At 27.9% G+C, this 23,196-nt stretch carries 8 protein-coding genes; 2 read left to right on the top strand and 6 right to left on the bottom strand.

All coding sequences use genetic code 4. The features are described from left to right. Positions 1–212 precede the first annotated feature (212 nt). Complete coding sequence (pyrH, locus tag EXC36_RS00980; RefSeq protein WP_041363979.1) at positions 213–926, top strand: UMP kinase; 714 nt, start codon at positions 213–215, stop codon at positions 924–926. Continuing rightward, positions 926–1,489, top strand: coding sequence for a ribosome recycling factor (gene frr / locus EXC36_RS00975; protein WP_010925023.1), 564 nt, complete (start codon positions 926–928; stop codon positions 1,487–1,489). Before pyrH ends, frr begins: the two co-directional genes overlap by 1 nt. 214 nt (positions 1,490–1,703) lie before the next feature. Here the strand turns inward: frr and EXC36_RS00970 are convergent, their stop codons facing one another. The 6 genes from EXC36_RS00970 to EXC36_RS00945 form a co-directional block, all read right to left on the bottom strand. After that, a complete protein-coding gene (locus EXC36_RS00970; RefSeq protein ID WP_129690046.1) occupies positions 1,704–3,449 on the bottom strand; it encodes a PhnE/PtxC family ABC transporter permease in 1,746 nt (581 codons plus the stop codon). A gap of 152 nt (positions 3,450–3,601) precedes the next feature. Continuing rightward, complete coding sequence (p42, locus tag EXC36_RS00965; protein ID WP_010925021.1) at positions 3,602–4,708, bottom strand: gliding machinery protein P42; 1,107 nt, start codon at positions 4,706–4,708, stop codon at positions 3,602–3,604. Positions 4,709–4,710: 2 nt separating this feature from the next. Next, positions 4,711–8,097, bottom strand: a complete 3,387-nt coding sequence (locus EXC36_RS00960; RefSeq protein ID WP_129690044.1) for a lipoprotein 17-related variable surface protein — start codon at positions 8,095–8,097, stop codon at positions 4,711–4,713. Between the two features lie 671 nt (positions 8,098–8,768). Next, positions 8,769–21,608: a gliding machinery surface structure protein Gli521 gene (gene gli521 / locus EXC36_RS00955; RefSeq protein WP_408634247.1), complete on the bottom strand. Its 12,840-nt coding sequence runs from the start codon at positions 21,606–21,608 to the stop codon at positions 8,769–8,771. Next, positions 21,609–22,811: an IS3-like element IS1138B family transposase gene (locus tag EXC36_RS00950; protein WP_041363864.1), complete on the bottom strand. Its 1,203-nt coding sequence runs from the start codon at positions 22,809–22,811 to the stop codon at positions 21,609–21,611. Further along, a complete protein-coding gene (locus tag EXC36_RS00945) occupies positions 22,738–23,193 on the bottom strand; it encodes a hypothetical protein (RefSeq protein ID WP_129690040.1) in 456 nt (151 codons plus the stop codon). Before EXC36_RS00945 ends, EXC36_RS00950 begins: the two co-directional genes overlap by 74 nt. Positions 23,194–23,196: the final 3 nt, after the last annotated feature.

Raw genomic sequence — 23,196 nt, 5'->3', positions numbered from 1 at the left:
TTGATGTTCCTTTCATCTTTAGAAAACTTACCTAGTTTGATTATAAAAAGAATGTTTATTAATAATAAAAAGTTGAAAAAATATGCATAAATTGAAAATATTTATTGAAAATATTTCATTTTTTTACATTTTTGAAATAAAAAAATGTCTGATTATTATTTAGCTAATATATAATAAAGATTAATTTTGAAAATTTGGGGTGATTTAAATATATGTATAAGAGAATCTTACTAAAACTCTCTGGTGAAGGGCTAGCAAATAAAGAGAAAAATCTAGCCATTGATTATAAATTAGTAGAAGACATTGCTAAACAATTAAAAGAAGTTGTCAAAAAAGGAATTGAAGTAGCAATTGTAGTTGGTGGAGGAAATTTTTGGCGTGGAACGAGTGCCGAAAAAAATGGAATTCCTAGAAATAGAGCAGATTATATTGGAATGCTAGCAACAGTCATGAATGGCCTAGCTCTAAAATCAGGATTTGAAAAAGAAGGATTAGTTGCAAGAGTTTATTCTTCCTTAAATCTAGATCCTAAAGTAGCTGAAAATTACATCAATGAAAAAGCTACAAAAAATTTAGAAAATAATGAAATAGTAATTTTTGCAGGTGGAACTGGAAGGCCTTATTTTACCACTGATACAGCAGCTACTCTTTTTGCTAGTGAAATAGGAGCTGATGCCATCATTATGGGTAAAAATGGAGTAAATGGAGTTTACTCAGATGATCCAAAGAAAAATAAAGATGCAAAAAAATTTGACACAATTACCTATGATGAAGTTTTAAATATGAACTTGCAGATTATGGACCTTACAGCCATATCAATGGCCAAAGAAAATAAAATTGAATTAATAGTCTTTGACATAACTGAAAAAAATTCTATTTATAATAGTATTTTAGGAAAAATAAATCATACAAAGGTGGTTAACTAATGGATATTTCAATAATTAATGAAGTTTTTTCAACTCTTGAAGAAAAATCAATGAATGTAGTTTCAAATTTTGAATTTAATTTATCAAAAATTTCAACTGGAAGAGCAAATCCTCAATTAATCAAAAACATTAAAGTCTCTTACTATGAAGAGTTAATACCTCTTGAGCAAATTTCTAATATTAGTGTTCCAGAGCCTCAACAACTTTTAATTAAGCCTTTTGATCATAACATCACAAAGGAAATTCACAAAAGTTTATTATTAGCAAATCTTGATGTTGCCATTGTTAATGAAGGAAATCAAATTAGACTAAACTTTCCAGCTCTAAATACTCAAAGAAGAAAAGAATTAGTTAAATCACTAAATAAATTTACAGAACAAGCTAGAGTTTCTATTCGACTTTTAAGACAAGAGTCAAATAAAAAAATTAAATCATTTAAAAGTGAAATTTCTGAAGATGATATTAAAAAATATGAAACAAAAATTCAAACAATTAATGATTCATATATTGAACAAATAGATGAAATTACCAAAAGAAAAGAAAGAGAACTAATGGAAATTTAAAAGCAAAAATTTTGCTTTTTAATCAAATGTTCCTTATTAAATTAAAACAAGTGTAGATTTATATTTATCTAAAGACACTTGTTTTTTTAATTTAAATTTAAAACTTAATTTTTAGCTAACAAATTTTACTTTTAAAACTCTTATAAAAATCTAATCTACTTTTGATAGATAAAATCTAAGTTTTATTCAAAAAAATTTTTTTAGGGTTTTGATCTTATTTTATTTTTCGTTTAAGCTTTGTAGATATCACTTTTGAATGATTAATAAGTTTATTCTTAAATGATGAGTTTTTATCTTTTACTTTTTTTCAACTTTTTTTCTTGAAAAAAGCTGAAAAAATATTAAGTAGAATTATAAAAATAACAATAGGATATACATAGCTAGCTGCAATTGAAAGCTCTTGTGCTCTACCTGGAGAAAGAAGAGAAACTAATCTAGCTCCTAGAAGAGAAGAACCAAAGACACCGAATAAAATTACGTTTCTAAAAATGTCTTCAAATTTAAAAACTACTCAACTTATTAGATCTTTTTTAATTGAAGGAAGCACATAAAAAATAAGCAATCTTCCACGAGATCATCCTTGTAGTTTCAAATTATCATATATCTTAAAATTAATAGCATTAATTAATGCATTAATTTGTATGGATAAAACACTTGAGTTGTGAATACTAATGGCAATTACTACCACAAATAAAAGTGGATTATGAAAAATAGGTGAAAAAATAAAGAATCAAAAGATAGTTGGAATAACTCTAACAACTGAATTAATTATTTTTAATGGTAAATAAACATACTTACTATTAAGTTTTTCATTTAAAAAAATACTAATTAGAAGTGCAAAAAATATAGTTAAAACTACAATGCTTATACTTTGGAAAATAACTGTTCCAATCATAAAAAATGGATTATTTTCTCTTACTGGAGTAAATCAAAAATCAAATCTAGGAATAAAAACACTTTTTAAAAAGATACCAAAGTCATTAATTCTTGAAAAATTTCATCTAATCTCAGAAAAAGCTATTAGTGCAATTACAACAAAAATCAAAATTAAAAATACTTGAAACCATGTTTTTCAATTAAAACAATATCCATAGTCTTTTTCTGAAAAAGTTCTATTTTTCCTGTAAAGAACAACTTTATTCAAGAATAAATTAATTGCTTCTAAAAATAAAATAGCAAACAAAAAGATAACTAATGGAATTCCTATTGCCTTAAAACGATATTTATTATCTTTTCAAGCATCATTAAAAAGAGAACCAATACCCTCAACTCCAGCTGCTCCTAAAATTGAAGATCATCTTAGATTAGCTTCAAAAGATAAAAAATAAATTAGAATTAATTTAGTTTTTATCTCAGGAAAAATTCCTTTTCGATAAGCAGAAAATTTAGAATATCCTGTCATTATGTAATGGTTATATTTTTTTAGATCAACATTTTCAATAATTTCATAGATATATTTATGAAGTCATAGTCATGTAAATCAACTAAAAACTAAACTAGCTACTAAAATAGATTCAAAACCTTCTCTAAAAGCATAAACAAAAACTAGCACTGGGAAGGCTCTAAAAAATAGAATAATTGACTTTAGCAATGTAGAGACATAACTTTTATTTATATTTCTAGCACTAAAGTAGGAGCTAATCATAGCCAGAATAAAACCAATAGTATTTCCTAAAGCTACATATTTAAGAGAAGTTCATAAAAATTGAAAACTAAGACTTATAAGAGAATAACCCGGGTATTTGACACTAACATTTCAAAAAGCAAAAAAGTCTTTAAAGTTTTCAGAGAAAATTTGAAATCCTCTAGGATTAATTTTTCCAAAAACATTATAAAAACTTCAAATAACTAAAAAAATTACAAAAATAGCAATTACAGATTTTCACTCAAAACGAATTCTTTTAGTTGTTTTTTGTTTACTGCCTTCATACCATTCAAACCAAAATGACTTTTTTATCATAAGCTTAATTATAAATTAGGCAAATAAAAAAATAGCAAAGTTCTTTTCATGAACTAAGTTTCTAATATTTTAGTTAATTTTAGATTTTAAATTCCAGAGTAAATAAAAAAATTGCTTCTAGATAAGCACTAGTTTTTAGATAAAGGTCAATTTTATTGATCAATTATTTTTGTTTTTTGAAAAGGCTTATTTAGAATAATTTCTCTAGTTTCTTCATTGTCAACTAGTGAATAAACTTTTGCCATTGTTTCTCTAATTAAAGAATTGATTTGCTCAGGATCATCAACTAATTCAATTTTGTCTGCACTTCTAGCAATAATGGCAACATTTATAACATTTTCAAAAAGATAGTCCTCTACAACTCTTGAGACAATAACCTCTGAGCCAGGAATTACAATTTGTTTTAGAATGTTAAGAGTTTTAGCAATTTTATTTTCACTAATAAAAGTTCCTGAAATTATAATAAAGAATTTTTTAGCTGAGTTAAATGTACCTCTAAATGTTGGATTTGCAAGAGCTGCAAAAAGTGCTTTTTCAAAACGATCTTGTTTTTCATTTGAACTTCCTAAAGCAACATATCATTTTTCTGGAAGCTTTTCAATTTTTCTAGTTAAAATCTCATATTTGATTTTTGCATACAAATTAGGATTTAAAACAGTTTCATAAAAAGGAGCTATTAGAGATTTCATTATTTGAGAAATTGATTTATCTACATAGCGATCTCTTTTAGGAATTTCAATGTTTTCATAGGTTGAAAGTAAGTTGATTTCTTCAAGATCTATTAAGATGTTTTTATTATCTCTAATATGATCAAGGGCCATAGAATAGAGCTTAGCTGAAGTTTTTGCTCAAAGTAAATTTTTAAGTAAAAGATGCATTGTTAAAATATTGTTTGCTTTGGCAATTTTTGATAAAAAAGAAACATATTCTAAACTTTCTTCATCTCGAGTTTTTGAAAGAACAACCATCAAATCAGCATTTTTAAAGAATAAATCAAGTTCAATTTTATTTTCTTCAAAAAGTTGGGCTGGTGATTTGTGTTTTTTGTAATTTACACTTGAGTTTTTATCATAAGGATGTCATAGGTAAAAATGTTCTTCAATATTTAAATTACTAATGTTTTGTTTTTTAGAACCAAATCTTAAAAACTTAGCATTTTGTTTAATTTTAAAATCTAAGTTATAAATATGTTCAAAGTTTCACTCACCTAAAACTACAACAAGCACATTTGGAATGTAATTTTTCAACTCTCTAGCCATTATTATCCTCTCTTGAATCCTAAAACAATTACTCTATAAATACTTGAAGAATTTCCTTTTGAAATTTTAACACTTACCTGAACTTGACCATTATCTCTATCTTCTTGTGTAGCACTAACTGTGTCAATTTCATGAATAACTCCATTTTTATCTTTATTTGCTCTCTCTGGATTAGCTATATCATGGAAAGTTAGAGATTCTTTTGTAATAGCTGAGGCTAAAATTTGTGATCTATCAACATTTGCAACTAAACGTGGATGCATTTGATCTTTGAAAGCTTCACTAACAGCCATCGCTGCAGTCATAAATCCTTCAACAACAAAATTCCTTTTTACACTTGAGCGATCTTTTTTACCTGTAACTTCAACAATAGCACTTCCCTTATCTAAGTCTTGAGCCATTACATTAGTTACTTCATAAACAACATCAGAGGCAACTGATCTATTTTGAGAATCTTTTGCATCATTTATACTCAAATCAGATGTTAATAATGAATCTGGAGCTTTTTGAGATTTTTCACCATTGTAGACAATTCTTGAAGAGGTCAAGAAGTTTTTATCAAAGTCTTCATTAATTAAATCTTCATTTGATTTTAGACCTTGTACTCTTGTTAGATTAATGGTAAATTCTTTAGATTCAATTGGTTGAGGAAGGTTGTTGATGTAATTTGGATTTGAAACAAGAACCAATCTCATCTCTAAACTTGGAATGTCATTATCATCTTTTGAATTTTGTAAAATTTGACCTGAGACAAATTTATATGAAACATTCAAACTATTTAAGAAAATAGTAGGATCTAGTTTTACATATTCTTTAAATTCTTGATCACTAAGTTTTTTTAGATCACTTGGAAGTTTTTCACCTTTATTTTGTAATATAAAGTTAATTCTTTGATCATCAATTTTTGCATTTAATTCTCTACCAATGTTTCATAAAAATCTTAGAGTCTGGGTAAATGAAACAATTGATAGTGAATCATTTTGACCTTTTCTAGCTTCAATTGCAACTGTTATTGTTCCAGCTACATCATTAACATTTTCTAATTTAGTGATATTAAAAGTAATGTCTTTGTCTTTTTCATAAACTAGTTCTCTAAATGAAGCATTGTTTAAAAGGGAAGGAAGAGTTCCTAAATCACTTTCTCTTAGTTTGATATTTTCAATTTCAGTAATTGCTCTTTCAATAGCTTGTTTATTAGTTAAACGCTCCGAAGCAAAACCTGGAATTTCAAAATCATAAGTTCTAGAATTTCCAAAACTTGTTCTAAGCTCAACTACTCCCTTAACAATTCCGCTAACATCAGCATTTGCATCATTTTTAATCTGAATAACTCTTATTTGAATATCGTTAGAGACATTGTTGTTTTGAAGTGTTGTAGGTAAAAAAGTAAAATCATCTGCTCTAACTTCAGAGGGTTTTACTTGCGTGATTTCTTTTCTTTCGTGGTGAACAAAATCAGGCAATAATCTTGATCTAATAATTTCATTAATTCTTAAATTAGCATTTTGAAATTCACTAACATAAGAAGAATCATAGTGTCTATATAATCTAAATTTTCCTGAAGTATCTCCCACTTTAGTAATTTTAATTAAAAATGAAATACTTCCAGTTCGATCATCAGCTTCAAAACTAACATGTTGGTTGTTTTCTTTAACATCATCAACTATTTCAAAGTTAAAGCTAGAGTTTTGTGCACTAAGGCTATAAACTGACTTTAATTCATCCAATAAAGTATGAGCTGTATTTGCAGCATTATTGGTTGCATGTCTTTGTTCTATTAGTTTTTTGAAATTACTTGGAGTAAAACTTGATCTATTTGCATATGAGTTATTAAATGAAATTCTTAATGAAGAGTTTTGTCTTTGACTTATATTATTGGCAACTTGCAACAACTCAAAGTCTAAGTCACTTAAAAATCCATCAAGTCTTAAAGCTAATTCAGTTGAAGTTCCATTTTCAACTGTAAAGTAGACTTTAACATCTATAACAACTGTATCACTTGATGTTTGATTACCTTTGTTAGGAATATCAACTTTTATAATTTCATTTTTTAAATCTCTTAGAGCATCCAATTTATCAACTGTTCAAAATGCTTTTTCTTCATCTGTTAAAGTTGTATTTGATTGCAGAATTAATTTTTCAAAAGTTTCTTTAATTCTATTTCCAAAATCATTGATTAGAACTGCAGGTTCTTTAGATTTAAACTCTGAAGCTGAAAAATTTTCTCTAAAGAATTTTAAATTATCTACTCAACTACTTTGTAACTCTCCGTGTTGTCTTCCAATTTTTTCAATAATACTATCAAGATAGGCTGCTTTTTTTTGGAATCCTTCAAAAGTTTTAGTAACAATTGCAGAGATTTTAGAATTAGATTGAAGCGAAACTTTAACATTTAATGATAAGCTACCATTTTCATTATCTACTTGATTAATTGAATCAACTTCAAAAACAACATTGTGGCTTGTTCCATCAACTTCAATTTGACCTTCGCTTTGCAATAGTCCAAAGTTTTCTTTTTTTAATAAAGAAGGCAAGATATTCTCATCTGCTCTTTGTTCTAGATTATCAGAGGAGTTTTTTCTAAAACCTAGTCTAATTTGAGAGCTTTCTTGTTGAAAGTGATTTAACAAACTAACACTTAAGTGATCTGTTAAATTAGAAATAACTTTAGTATAAGTTCCACTGTAAGTATTAGTTTGTTCATTTGAAGATGTTTCATCTCTAGAAACGCTAATTTCTAAAGTTAAGATATTTTTTTCAATATCTCTATTTACAATTTTAATATTGTATTTTTCACCAAATTGTGCTTTAGGAGCTAAAAAATCTTCTTCAGAGATGTTTCTAATTGATTTATTAAGAGGAACATTTGAAGATGGTTGAGAATTTATATTAAATAAGATTTCAGGTTTTTGAGAAACTATAGTATCAACAGCTGTTTTTGCATCTACCTTAAAGCCACTAAGAATTCCAGAAAAAACTTCTTTAACTTCTTTGTCTCCTTCTACTTCTCTAAAAGTTTTTGAAACACTATATTCAACTAAAACTGAGTCTATTCCATGAGGCTTTCAACTAAGAATTTCAGTTCTAAAAGTTGGATTTGAAAAATTAGTTCTAGAAAAAAGGTTGAAATTGCTTAATGAGATATTAGGATTAGTATTTGTTATTTGTTTTATATTGGCTACTAATCTTGTTGGTGCAAAGTCAATTCGAAATTCAGATCTTTGGTGAAAGTCATTAATTTCATTTTTATATTCAGCTTCTTTTTCTGAACTAATAGTAATGTCTGCTTGTTTTTTAGTAACAAAATAAGCTCCAACTGATGTAATTGCAATAACAGGAACGGCAAGAACAGCTAGTGATGAAAGCAAGATTACTCTACTTTTTTTCATTGATTCTCCTAAGGTTAAAATTATTGATAGATAAAAAACACAAATTTTTTAATTGTAAATTATAAATTAATTTTATTTTAAACTATGTTAAATTTGGTTTTTTTAGACATTGAAATAATATTAAAATATAAAACGCTTATATTATACTAAAAAAAGGCCCTTGGTTTCGGACTAAAAGAGTTTTTTGTTTTTAACTCAAAGTTTTTAAAGGCTAATTTTAAGAATTATTTTAATCTTTTGATTTATTGTTTTTTCTAATTTTAACTTATTTATTAGCTCAATTATAAAAGAGTTTTAACTTTTTTAAAACTCTCATTTTTATTTAAAGCTTAGTCATCTAAAAGCTAAGTTTTTTAACCTAAAAAAGAGCAAGAGTTTTATTGTCTTTAGTTTTTGCTAGTAGCTTTTATTTTTGCTAGCTTTTTTCCAAGATAAATTTTGCAAAACTCTTGCATAGTATATATTCCTTTTTTTGTGATTTTTTTGATTTTTAGGAAAAATTTAGGAATTTTACTAGGACTTTTCCTAATTTTTGGCTTTTTTGGCTTTTTTTATAGCATTGTTTTATTTATCAAGATTAAGTTAATTGCAAGGTCAAAAGCTTAATTTTAAAAAGAAAAACAACTTTTGGCTAAGTGCAAAAGTTGTTTAACTTAAATTTAGTTTAAAAATTATTTCATTTTACGTCTTCGAATAAATCGGTAAGTACCAAAACCAAGAATTGAAATTAGCACAACACCAACAGCTGCCACACTAGCTGAAACAGCGGTAGCTATAACTGAGTTTTCTTTTTCAAGGTTTTTAACTTCTCATTCTCTTTCAACAACAGCTTTTAGAATTTTGTTTTCTGAAAGAGCTTTTTCAGTTGCTACTAGTCTTGTAATAATAATTTCACCATTTGAAAGTTTGGCATTACTTAAATCACGAATAACTTCACCAGTTGATTTTCTAATGTATTGAATTTCAGTTCCTTCAGGAAGGGCAAGTCCAGAAAGATTAGGTTTAATTGAACCACTACCGCTATCTCCAACAAAGCTTAGATCTAAATCAACTAGTTTTTCAGCGTTGAAATCACCAACTACAATTTCATCTTTAAGTCCTCTTACAATAAATCCATCTTTTACTTTATTATCATCATCGGTATATGTTGAGACTCTAAAGCTTTGGCTTCCTATTGGAGAGGCAATTTTGTTTAAGAACTCATCAGAAAGCACATCACCACTTTTTACAAGTCTTCATTGGATTTTATCTCCGTTTTTTAGATTGTTTAAAATGTTTCTTTGTCATTTTTGATTATTAACTTTGTACTCTCATACATAATCTTTTGAAAGCTCTTCTTGGTGAGTTTCAGTGTTGGTTGTTAATACTTCAAAAGTTCCAGTTCCATTTAACTCACCCACAAAGTTAGTTCTTAGATATTTTAAACTTGCAATAGGAGGCTCAACAGGTAAGCCATTAACAGTTAATTTTAGACTTTCAATTTCAATGTCAAATCTTGGATCTTTTGAATAAGCCTCAATTAATATCTCATCTTGGTTTGAAAGATCTCCTGGAAGAGCCTTGTCAAGATCATCATAGATTGTAAATCTTCCACTTGAGACTCTGTTAATAGTCATCTTTAGATTTAGATTTGGATTGATTTTTCTTAGAGCATCAATTATGTTGTTAAATCCAACAACTTCTTGGAAAGTGCCTCCTGGCTTGTCTAAAATTCTAGCACTAATTGCATCTTGGGTAAATCTACTAAAGCCATTTACCGCTCTAGATTCATTAGCTCTTGATGAAGTATAGTTAGGTTTTAAATCAGCAAATTGGAATTGAAGTGTATTTCCAATTAGGTATTTTAGGCCTCTAATAGTATGGTTTATTTCTTTTGTTAGTTGGTCGTCAAGGATAAAGCCATTTTTAGCTTTGAATCTAAATTTAACATCTTGATTTTCAAAAAGTCCTTCAGAGGTGTTTATTTGGTTAAATACACCATCACCTTTAACATTTTCTAAAGCAACTCATTTACCATTTTCATCAGTTTTTGGTTTTCCAGGAAGTCCATTTGAATCAACAATATAGTAAAGATCATTACCTTGAGCATCAATTGCAAAGTTTCCACCTGTATCTACTTGGATTTTTCTTCCAGAGCTAGCTCCTTCACGTTCAATAATTGGACTTCCAAAGCGATCTACTATGATGTTTCCTTCTTTGTTTTTAATGTATTTTGGAGCTACATACATTTCAATGTCAACTCCAAGATGGTTTCCAAAAACATCTTTTTCTAAAGCAAGTCTAGAAATAATTGCTTGACCATCATAATTTCTTCTTAGATCTCTAGATATAGATTCATATTCAACGTTGTTTGAATCTAATTTTAGATGTGATGAGTCAAGTTTTAGTCCTGTTACAAAAAGCTGGTCTGAGTAGTAATTTTGATTTGTTGATCTTAGAACATATTCATTTGCATCTCTTACGTCTGCTTTAACCATTACATAATCGCCAACTTTTAAGTTTGTAGGAACTTGGCTAGTTCAAGCTGCATTGTTTTTTACAATATTTTCAATTTGCTCTCTAGTTTCATATTTTGTTTTTGTAACATGGTAGTATCAAGTTAGCCTTGAATCTAAGGTTTCAGTTGATTTATTATTTACTGAAGTTTTACCTTGGTACATAACGCCATTATCAGAAGAGCCAGCTATTAATTCTAATTGAGGTTTTGAATTTAGATCAAATTGAAGAGTTTTTAAAACTTTAATGTTCTTTTTGTCAATAAATTTATAAACAAATTCATTTAAAGTATTGTCATTGGTTCCATCACCTAAAACATAATTAGAATTTGCTCTGAATCTAAAGGCAAAAGAAGGTTTTTCTGAGTCAAGTTCTGTATTTAAAGGTCAAACTGGCTGGAATGGAAGAATACTTGGAACAAGTAAAGTAGCACTTGAAAAATCAGGGTTTTCTCCGTCTGTTTTAGAAGTGTATTCCAAAATAAATGGAGAATTTTGACCATTGTAAGTATTTAAGAAGTTTAAGAATGTTTCATTAATTTTTAAAACAGGTCTTTTGGTCTCACCACTAACTTCTACTTTGTCTAAGTTTTGACCTAGAATGTGTTGGGTGTTAATGTAACCTTTAAGGTTTGTATTATTAGTTGGACTAACAACATTGACAACAAATTTACTTCTTTCTTCTGAGTTAATATTTTCAGAAGAAACAGAAATTCCCTCAATTGTTAGGACAAATCTTTGTTCATTAGGATCTTTGAAATCATAACGAGCTACAATTTGCTCACGTTTAATAATGGCATTTGTTTCGTTTACTTGACCGTTTAGTCGTTTTAATAGATTAATAAATTCATTTTTTTCAAACCATCTTATTCCGTCAATTGCCACTCCTAAAGAGTATTTAATAACAATGTCATCTTTATATCTAGTTTTTTCTAAAACAGCTCTTGCTCTTGATTCATCAATTTGAATATCTCTTGTATTTCCAGTTAGTGAAGTTGAAGAAAGAAGAGAAACATAAGATTCAATTTTTACATTATCTTTAATCTTATCTGTTCTAAGAACATGAACTTGATTTGAAGCATAGATATAACCAGGCTCACCTACTATTCTTAGAGCAAGGTATTTATCTTTTTCATCGATGCTAGCTGGAGCTGTGTCATATCAAGTTGAATGATCTCTTGAGTTAGTGTATTGAAGTTTTAGTCCTTGAACTAAATAATCACTAGCACTTTCACCCTCTGCTAAAACAGCTGGGCGTTTTTGTAGTCATTTTGGAAGAGTTATTCTTACGTCATCGTTTGTACCTAAAACTAAAGTGTTATTTACAATATCACCTTGAATCTGGTGAACATAAACTTGAACTTTTGAACTTGAAGCTATTGACTCTGGCTCTACTATTTGTGGAGCTTGTGAAGAGACTTTATATTCATTTTCTTGAGAAGCAATAACACTATAGCGAGCACTAATTCTCTTAGCATAGATTGTATGAGGATATTTAGCTAAAGCTTCTTTAAACTCTGAAGCTGTATATCAAGTTTTTTGACCATCTAGTTTTATATATGAAGGAGCACTTCCAATTGCATATTGGATTTGAACTCTTGATTTATTTCCTACTTCAATTGACTCAAGAGCTCTTTCTTCATTGGAAATATCTAGAATTCTAGTATTTCCAACAATATCTACAAGAGCAAGGTTTGAAGGAATAACTTGAATGTTAATCTTAATAGCTGCATTTAATTTAATTGCTCTTGTAAAACTTGGATCAATAAAAGGTTTTTGAGAATTTGTCGAATCAACTACAAACCTTAGAAGTAATTGAGGTTTTCCGTTAGTATCAGTGTTTAGTCTTGTAGGAACATTGTCTGATCAATCATTTTCTTCAACATTTCATGATGATCCACTTCGACTAGCTCTTGTTGCATATTGAAGCTTTATTCCAGAGTCTTGAAGTCTTTGAAGTTTCAACTCTTCAAGAGGTAAAAACACTTGAGTTATATTTGTTGTTGTGTCATTGTCTCCAAAAGTAGTTGATTCTTTTTCAAGAGTATTAATGTGCTCTTCTAAATGAATGTATGAAAGTAGTTCACTAACGTTGATTTCTTGTTCAACAATTGTTTCTTTAGAAGTAAGCTCAAATTTAGTATTGTCAGTTCCAGGTTTTAAGAAAAAGTGTGCAAGAATTTTCTTTTGATTTCCAACAATGTCATTTTTGTAAGATCTTAAAAATTCTAAAAGCTCATCTTTTGTTAATCAACTTCGGTTGTTATGCTCTAGAGAGTTGCTAAAGTCTATTCCATTAATTGCATATCTTATTTCAACAAATTTTTGTCCATGTTGAGAAAGATTTTCAAGAGCTTTAGACTCATCAATGACAATGTCTTTGGTATTTCCAGTAGCAGCAATTTTTGTAAGATCAGAAGAGACAACATTAATTGTTTCTTTAAGTGCATAAGGAGTTACATCAATTCAAGCTTGTGAATCTTCACTTAAAACAGTTTTAGTCTGTCCATTGCTATCAAGGGCAAATTTTAGTCCTAAAAATGGAGGCTCTCCTAATATAGTTGGCTGCTGATCTAAGATAGCACTTTCATCACTAGGATTAGCTATAGTGCTTCACTTAGGAACAATTCCATATTCTTTGAAAATCTCTTTTTCAGCTGGGGTTAATGGAAGCTCAGCTGGACCTAAATCTTTGGTGTTTTTAGCACTTGCAAAAGTTAGGTGTTCTTTTTGAATTCTTTCAATGACTTCATTTAAGTCTAAGTGTGTTTTTAGATTATTTAGACTAGGACTTTTTGAACTTTTATCAGAAACATCATGGGTTCTAATACTTAAACCAGATTTTAGAGCATATTTAACATTAATAATTTTTTGTTCTTTGTAAATATTTAGATTGTATCTTTTTAGAAGATCAATGAATTCTTCTTTAGTAAATCACTCATCTTGTGAGTTTCTTTTTAGTTTAATAAGCTGGTTTTTAGCCTCATCACCTAATGAATAAAGAACTTGAACTTTTTCTTTATCAAGGGTAATTGAATTTATAGCTTGACTATCATCAATTTGAATATTTTTTGTATCACCGCTAATTTGAATTTTTAAAAGATTATTTGTATCAACTACAATTAAATTTGGAATTGCAAGTTGTTCATTTTGTTTTAAAATTGTTTGAGTATATTGATCTTCAACATGAATAAATTGTTTGTGGCTTTCTTTAATTTCAAATTTAATTTTCATTTTCTTAGGCTCACCTAAGTCTTTAGGATCATTTGAAAAATCATTATCTCAATTAAGATCTAAGTTATCGCTAGTTTCTCCTAGACCAAATTTAAGGTCAATTCCTTTATTTCTTAGTTCATTAGACTCACCAACACTAATAGGGAAAACAACTTTCTTGATTTGTCTTGCACTTGTAGAGTTTCCTCATGTAATTAGGTTATAGTCATGGTTTTCTCTATTGTCAAATGCTTCATAGTGTCTTTTTAGATCAACATAAGATTTAACACTTTTTAGATCTTCTATAACAACTTCATCAGCTTTGTTAATAACATAATCACTTGAGGCAATTCCATGTTTTAAATCAAGTTTAGCTTTTAGTACAACTTCAAAAGGTTTTAGACCAGCATCGTTTCTATCAAGGCTTTTTCTATATAGATAGATATCTGAGTTAAATAATTTTAAAAGACTAGTTATTTCATCTTTTGTAAATCATTTTTTACTTGGCTCAGAAGGGTCTAAACTAATGTTGTTTGCATCATCGTTGGTTTGTTTTTTACCAAAGGCATAAAGAACATCAACTCTTTCATAACCAAAAGAATTTTTAGTTTTTAGTTTTTCCTCATCAATATTAATGTTTTTAGTATTTCCAGAAAAATCAATTAGATCTTTTAGCTCATCTGTTGAAATATCAATGTATTTTCTTAGAGTATCAAGAGGAATTTCAACTGGTTTTGTAACATTGTTGGCACTGCCATGTTCACTAAATTCTGTTAGCTGATTTTCTTTAATTGCTAAAATAGCAAATAATTTTGGAGGTTGACCTAATTTTGGAAAATCAGTTGAAAAAGTTCCCTTTTCACTATTTAAAAATCTTACTTCAACACCAACTGATTTAAGTTTTGCCTGTGATTCATTAATTGTAAAGCCAGGAGTTATACTTGTTACATTGTTAGAGTGAACTTCTTCTCCTTTATCATTTAAGAAAGTAGGTGAAGAGAATCTAAAATTAGATAGATATTTACTTACATCTAAATAAGATTTTAAAGTAGCTACCACAATTTTAGTTGATGAATCAGGGCTCTCTGAAATAACATAGTCATCAGAGTTAACTTCTGGTTTAAGTCTAAATCTTGCATAAACATTTTTGTTATCATGATTTATTAAATCATTATAGTTTTTTAGATTTTCTTTAAATTCACTTAATGCAAATCAAGTTTGACTTGAATTTTCTTTAATAGCTATTTTTTGAACATCACTACCAATTGCAAATTCTATTTGAACTCTTTGACGATGTTCATCAATAATTTTTTGAATAATCTCATCAACTTTGCTCTGGTCTATATCAATGTTTTTAGTATTTCCTGTTGCTTCTAAAGTGTTAAGTCAAGTATTTTGAACTTCAATTCTAGTTGGTATTTGAACATCTAGTGAAAGTTCATATGAACCATCATTTTGCTTTGTAGTGTAGTTTTCTGGATTTAGATCAATTTCTGTTTTAGTACTGTGAGTGTTTTCAAGTCTAACTCTAAGTTTAAGATTTCTTTGTTGACCTAAAGTTTTAATTTCACTAAGAGCTCTTCAGTTATTTGCGTTTTGACTATCTCCAGGGGCATTAAATTCAAAGACTATTCCATATTTTTCTTTTAATAATTTTGAATAATCTTCAAAATTTGAATGGTTTTTAATCTTTTCTGGGAAAGGAAGTTTAATGTTTTGGATGTTAGATGAATCACCTTCAGCTCTTGTACGCATTGTTTTTAAAGTGTTAAATAATTGATCCAAATTAACATTGGCTTTAACATTATCTAGATTTAACTCTGAAAAAAGATTATCTTGATTTTTCAGAGCATAAGGAAGTGCACCACCAGGGACAATTGCATATCTTGCATTTATTGAATAGACGTTAGTATCACTAGCATTATTTGTTGAGTGTTTAAGATCAATTGGTTGAAGTCTTGCATTTAGGTTATGAATGCTTTCAATTAAAGTTGCATAGTTATATCAAGAATGACCTTCACTTGAGCTTAAAATTGTACCATTTGGTTGTTTTATTTGATATTCAATTCGAATTGCATTTTTGTGCTCTTGACTTAGATCTTGACCAGCTTCATTTTTAAAGGCATTTTTTTCAAAGTCTTCTTGGCTGATACCAGAGTTAAGATTTTTTGTAGAACCACTAAAATTCAAGTAATCTTTAAGTTTTATTTGACTAACATTAATTACTTGTCTTATTCTTGTATGATCAAGGCGATATCCTTTTTCTTCTTGAACATCACTTGTTCCACTTTCTTTATTTCCAAGACCAACTATAGTAGTCGATTCATCAGTGGCTGCAAATTTAATAGATAAAGGATCAAGATTTAAAGCTTTAATCTCTTCTTTTGTTTTACTTTTTCCATTAAATTTAAAACTAGTATATGAGTCATAGTCACTGTTGTTAATTGTAATTAATTTAGTTGGAGCATTTTCACTAAATGTATAGCTAAGCTCTTGACCTGAAATACTTCAGTGACCATATAACATTTTTATACCAGCTTCAGTTAAAGAATCTTGAGAGTAAATTCCTGAAGGGTTAATATTTAATTCGTCAGATGAACCACTTAAAATAACATATTCTAAGATGTTTGTGTTTTCAATGTGTTTAGATACATTAGCATAGTTTTTAACATTATCAACATGAGGTTTTTGAGCATCATTGTTATTAGTTTGAATAACATATCTTTGACTTCCAGCTCTAGTTAAGATAAATAAAACTTCTAAATTTTCTTTTCTTAATTTTGATATATCAGAAGGGCTAAGACTTTGTAAATAGCTAATAAAGGCAGCTCTATTAACATAACCTCCTGAAGAGTCAATTCTATAACCTACTTCAACATTGGCCTTAAAATTAGCAACAGTGTTGCTTTGACTAAAGTGTTTTGAATTAAAAATTTCATCTTTTTCTTCAATACTTAGGTTAAATAAATTACCACTAAGAACTAATTTGCTTTGCTCTTTTAGAGAACTAGAGTTTATATCAGTAATAACTATTTTAGTCTCTTGAGCTACTCCAAGTTCTTTTACAATCCCTTTATCTTGGTCAATTTCATAACCTTCTTCTGCTTTAATTCTAACAAATATTTTTCCTGTAGAAGAGATGTCAATGGCACTTGCAAAAGAGTCAATTCTTTTTCATGAATCAGTAGTAGTAGTATTTGAACTATCATTTACAGTGTTATATTCAAGATAAACTTTTCTAGATTTCAAAGTGTCATAGTTTATTAAAAATCTTGTTTTTGAGGTATCAAAAACTACACTTGAAGTGTCATTACCTTTAACAAAAAGTAAGTTATTACTATTACTTGAAGTAGAATTACCTAATTCATTAAATTCATTGGCAACATTAACTCAAACTTTAAATTTAGATGAGTCTTTAGTTGATCCATTTGCATGAGAATAAACTTTTTTGATTGATGTGTCAAAATAGTATTTTCCATGGTCACTTTGGTTTTTTAGCCTTAAACGTGCATAGATGTTTTGTACATCAGTTGAGTTAAAGTTTCTAATTTGTTGGTTTTTTAGAGCATTTTTTAGCTCATCTAAGGTAAATCACTCTTTACCTGAAATATTAGAAAGAAGATATTCACTTGTTCTAATATTTGAATTGGAATTAAATTGGGTGTCAAAATTTTCTTTACCTATTGCATATTCAACTACTAATAAGCTTTTAGCTTGTTCTTTAACAGCATCACCTATTGTTTCAGTTGCACTTAATTCTTTAGAGTTTCCACTAAAGCTTGTTAAATCATAATTTTTAATTTCAGCTCCTTCAAGAGCACTTGGAATTGAAAATGATTGAATTAACTTTGAAAATGAATAGTTGTTTTCTTGATTATTTTCACCAAGGAAAACATAGTCGCTTTTATGGGCATCTTTTATTTCAAATCTTCAATATAGCTGAGTTGACTCATCTGCTATATTGCTAAGTTTACTAATGTTATCTTTGTCTTGGGCATTACTAAAATCAGAAGAAGTAGAGAATTTAACATCAAGAATGCCATTTTTGTATAGACTCAAGTCTTTAATTGATTGTGGAAGATCAATTTTAATATTAGAAGAAGAAATTTGCTTAGTATTGTCAGAGGCTTGTAGTACAAAAGAGTTTTGTGTATCTAAAGATGAAATACTATTTCAGTAATTAGATGTATTTGTAAAAAATGAACCATTGTTAAAGATTCTAACAATTTGTTTTAATGATTGATGGTTTTTAGTTTCACTTAGTAAAACTTTTTCTTGATTGGTATCTGGAAATAAATCACTATTGCTAAATTTTTTAGCAAATCTAACAAGAATTTTTTTCTTATCAAAGGCATTAATTTGATCAACACTCAAAGAATAACCTTTGTAAGAATTATTGTCTGAGCTTAGTAAATTTTTAAAAACTGCATGAGCTTCTTCATTTTGAGCATTTCTAACTCAAATTTGTTCACCATTTGAGTTAGTATAACCTTCAAAAGAATATTGAATTTCTAAGTCTTTGTAATATTTTTTGATTTTGTCTATTTCTTTGTCATCTGCAAAATCAGCTCTTCAAACTTTATCTTCATTAATAGTTAGGTTTATAGTAGTTCCTAAAAAAGTAATTTCTTTTAGAGCATCTTTTGAATTTTTAGGAATTTTAAAGACTTTTTGATCAAGTTTATATTGACTTGCAATAGTTTTATTTTGATTTGCTTTTTGATCATAATAAGCTTTGTCTTCACTTTTTCAAGCATCTTGTCTTTTTGTATATTCCTCTTTTGTTTCACTATCTTTAAATTGAGTATATAAATTAGAACTTTGTGAATATTCTACAAAGCCTTTAGAAAATAGAGGGTTTAAATACTCAACGGTGCCTTGAGTGGTATTGTCTTTTTTAGTACCATTGACAACAATGTTAGATTTTAGATCAAGAGCAACGCTAGTGATCTTAGACATAGTTTTAGAAAAATCATGATAGTTTATAACTTCAAATTGGCTATTTAATCTAATTAAAGTTGTTTTTCCATATAGATAGTATCCACCAAAACCATCATTTACAATTGACTCAATTGCAAAGTCACTATCAATAAAGTGAGAATACTTAGTCTCAGAAAGATCAAGTTTTTTCTGAACATCACTTATTGTTGCAACACCAAAGGCATTATATTTTGTATTTTCAAAACCACTTGCAGATAAGTACTTAGGATTACCAGTAATAATTAAATAGACTTTCTTATCATTTGTTTGAACAAGAGCGTTTTTAGCTCCTTTGGCAGCTAAATATGAAGTATTTATATTTTGGGCATTAATTACTGTTTGAATTGTACTAGTTTGCTTGTTAGTAACTAATTGATAATCACTTCAAGCACTTTGAGTGGTTTGAATTTTTCCTGAACCTAAGTAGTAGTTTTGCTCTTGAGTAGTAGTTTCAGCAGAAGAAAAATTATAGTCCTTTGAAATATTGTATTTATTTAAAATAGTGTTATAAACCTTAAAATTAGGTTGATTAAATTCATTATTTTTATTTCCACTACCTAAAAGAAGCATTAGTGATTTAGTAGAAGGGTCTATAAAAACATCAGTGGTTTTAACATTTTCTTCACTACTAAAAGTATAAGTTTGTTTTTTGTTATCCTTAATTACATTTTTTTGAATTCATTTTTTAGTAGAAAAGTCAAATTCTCAATTTTCTAAAGAAGCTTGATTTGTATTATGGCGATAATAAATAACAAAACTTGAAGTTACATTTTCGTTATTTGTATTGTTATTATTACTTGAAGCAGGAGCAGGAATTTTTGTTCTAGTGTTATAGTGAAGAATTTTTTGAATATCTTGGTTTTTAAAAGGATTATTATTTCCATTCATACCTAGAGTGTAGACATCTATAGTGGTTTTACTAAAGCTATCATCTAAAATAAGCATTTTAGCATCTTTTGATGAATAAATAAGAAAAGCTTGAGGTGAAATTTCAATTATGTCTTTGACATCACTTAGATTAGTATTTAAAATAGTAGTATTGCTTCCTACAAGTCTTTTGTAGTGAACACCATTTTTGGCAATTACAAAAACACCTTTATGATCCTTAGTAAAATATGTTTTTACAGGATTTTTTTCACTCTGAAGGATATCAGTTTTTATAGAATCAAAGTTTTTATTAATATGTCATAAATTTTCATTTTCATAAGGATTAGATGCAGAAACTCAAGAGCTCTCTTCAAATTTAGAATTTAATTTCTTGATGGTTCCATCAAGATGAACGCTGTAGTAGCCACCTTTGCCGTCATAGAAGATATCGCTGATTCCACTTGGTGAGTGTGTAAAAAAATTTGCTGCATTAATTCCATTAATATAGAATCCATAGTTATTGTTTATGCCCGAAGGAACAAAGCCACTTTCTGAATTATAATTAAAAGATAAAAGTGAAGAACCCATAGAAGTTAGATTAGAACCTCTAACTTTTTTAACCAAATCATTTTCATTAGTAACAGTCTCTCCACTAGGAGGGCTATTTTTAAAGTGGTAGGTATTTGCAACATATTGTTTATTTAAATTGTGATATCCTACTTTTAAAATAGCTAAATGAGTATTATTAAAGCTATTTGATAAAAGTTTTTTTTCAAAACTATCATTAGTTGTAGTTAAAACACTAAAACCACCTTGACCGTTGGAAATAATTTTAGAAATTCTAATTCCATTTGGTGAGAGCATAATTTTTGAAGCATCTGGATGAGTGTTAATGTTGTAAGTTTTTTTTACATTTAAATCAGCGTCCATTTCAATAATTTGAGTTTTTGAAGCTAAGAAAAATTTACCATCTAAGACAAAACCAGAGATAATCTCTCCTAAAGAAGAGTTTTGAAATTGTAACTCTTTTTTAGTATCTACATTTCCAGTAGAGCTATTAATTTTTGCTACATATCCTTGATGCTCTATTCCACCAAAGGCATAAATAGTAGAATTATGCTCTAGTAAAAGATTAACAGAAGAGCTTCATTTTTTTTCGTAGTCTTTTGTGTATTTAGAGTGTCAATAAATATTTTTTTCTTCATTGGCAACTATATTTTCAAAGCCAAAGAAATCTTCACCTTGGAAAATTCCAAATTTTTTATTTTCAGGAACTCCCTCATTTGTTGTAATTGTTAAATACTCAGCTTCTCCAGCTCAAAAGTATTTTCCATTAGAAGCTCTTAAAAAAGCTTTGGTTTCAAACGATTGATCTTTGTAATTAGAATAAGATTGTTGAAAAGAATTATAAGTGTTTTTGAAAGTTCCGTCATTTTCAGATAAAAACCAAGATATTCCTTTGTTTTTAACTCCGGGATTTGAACTTGCATTAGTACTTTGGCTTGTGCTTGGACTTGTACTTGTACTTTGTCTTTGCACTTGATCGTTTGCTTGAACAGTTGTAACAGGAAGGGCAATAGTTGCATTATTATTTAGCTCGCTTGAGGCAAAAACACCAGCATAACCATTGGTTCCATATAAAACTAATTTATCATCTTGGGCAAGATATTCTAAGTTAGTTACTTTGCTTACTGAAAAGTTTTTATACCAATCATTAAAGATAGTTTCATTATTATTATTTTTATTATTATAAATCTGACTATAAGTGTTATTGTTGTTTTCATCTTCAATAGAGTCACTAATTGTTACTTCTTTTTTAAAAACATAAGTGTTGTATTTTTCAGAAAATTCAAAAAATCTTAGTTTTTGATTTTTGGTAGCTTGAACTTCACTTTTAGGTTTTGAAAAAAGTGAATAAGCAGTTAGGGCATAAACTAGGACAAAAAAAGTGACTATTTAAAAAACACTTAGAACATCTCAGCTTTGTTGAGGTGTTTTTCATTCTAAGATTGATTGTAATCTTTCATTATTGTATCAGTCAATATAATTTTGAATAATTTCTTGCAATTCTTTGAATGATAATTTTGAAATTTTTAGATCATTTAAGCACTCACTTTTGATATTTGAAAAGAAATATTCTGCTTCTCGATTATCAAGTGAATTTGCGATTCTACTCATTGAAATTATCCCATTGTTTTCTTTAATAATTTCACTATACTGATTTGATGAATATTGACTTCCATGATCTGAGTGAATTATTCACTCTTTATCAAATTTGATTTTAGAAATATGATCTAAAACTAACTTAACATCATTTCTTTTACTTAGATTTCAATTAATTATTTTCTTGCTTTGATGATGAATTGCAATCGATAAATAAACATGATTGTTAATTGCATCTTTGGGGCTTGGAATATAAGTTACATCAGTGGCAACTATGTTGTTAAATTTGCCATTGTAGTCTCTTTGAATTAGATTTTGATATTTAGTATTAAGATTTTTAATTTCATTTTTTCTTTTTGCTCTTCTAATTTTGCAAAAAAGATTTAATTTAAGCAAAATTCTACCTATTTTTCGATAGTTTATATACCTTTTATATTTATTTTGAATATAAATTTCTAATCTTTTTCTACCAAATATACCTTTGTTTTCATGAAATGATTTTCTAATAATTTCTTCAATTTCTTGATCTTTTTTCGGCTCTGCAAGTTTAGGTTTTTTTCAAGAATAATATGTTGATTTTGAAAAGAGAAATTCTTTTCATGAAATTTTAGTTAATATTTTTTCTTTATCTTTATGTTCTTTAATTTTTTTTCGAATTTCTTTTTCACTAATGTCATCAAAAATTATTCTATAAATTTTAACAATCTCTTCTAATTCTTCTCTTGTATATTCATTAACTTCTTTTCTTTTTGGTGGTCTACCGTTATTTTTTTTGTTAGCTGTAGATTTGCCAGTTTGTGAAATTAAAGATTGTTCATCTTTTTGAAAAGCAGAATATTTTTTGAAAAATCAAGATTTTACATATGTATTTTTTCAATCTTTACCAATATTTTTGTTTACTAAAAATATATATTTTTTTATATTAATTTTTCCATCATAAAATTCTTCATATAATGAAAATCATTTCTTTCATTGTTCTGGTTTTAGTTGTTTCATAAACACTCCTATTTAAAGTATATTTTAAAAAGTGTTTTTTATTTTTTTGTCCCAGTTTAGCAATTAGATGTTTTTTGTTATCTTTTTCATATCTTGTAATGTCAACAATAGTCTCTCAAGGATCAGTTACTGCCAAAATACTTGAAGAAACACCTTGGTCATGTCCAAATTTTTGGTAAGTTTGAACTTTTGATACTTGCTCATTTGCCAAAGGCGTGTTAGTTTGAAAATTACTTTTTAAATCAACAGATGAGCTTTCTGCTTGTTCTTTTGAAGAAGTTTTATCAAAAGTTAAAGGCAATAAAGAAACAGCAGAGACTAGAGTTAGTCCAACAATGGATTTTTTTAGATATGTTTTGTTTTTATCATTATTTTTTTTCATAGT

It is taken from the genome of Mycoplasmopsis pulmonis (assembly GCF_900660575.1).
GTDB classification, from domain to species: domain Bacteria; phylum Bacillota_I; class Bacilli_A; order Mycoplasmatales; family Metamycoplasmataceae; genus Mycoplasmopsis_B; species Mycoplasmopsis_B pulmonis.
The sequence above is the reverse complement of the archived record's forward strand: the minus strand, read 5'-3'. Positions and strand labels throughout refer to the sequence as shown.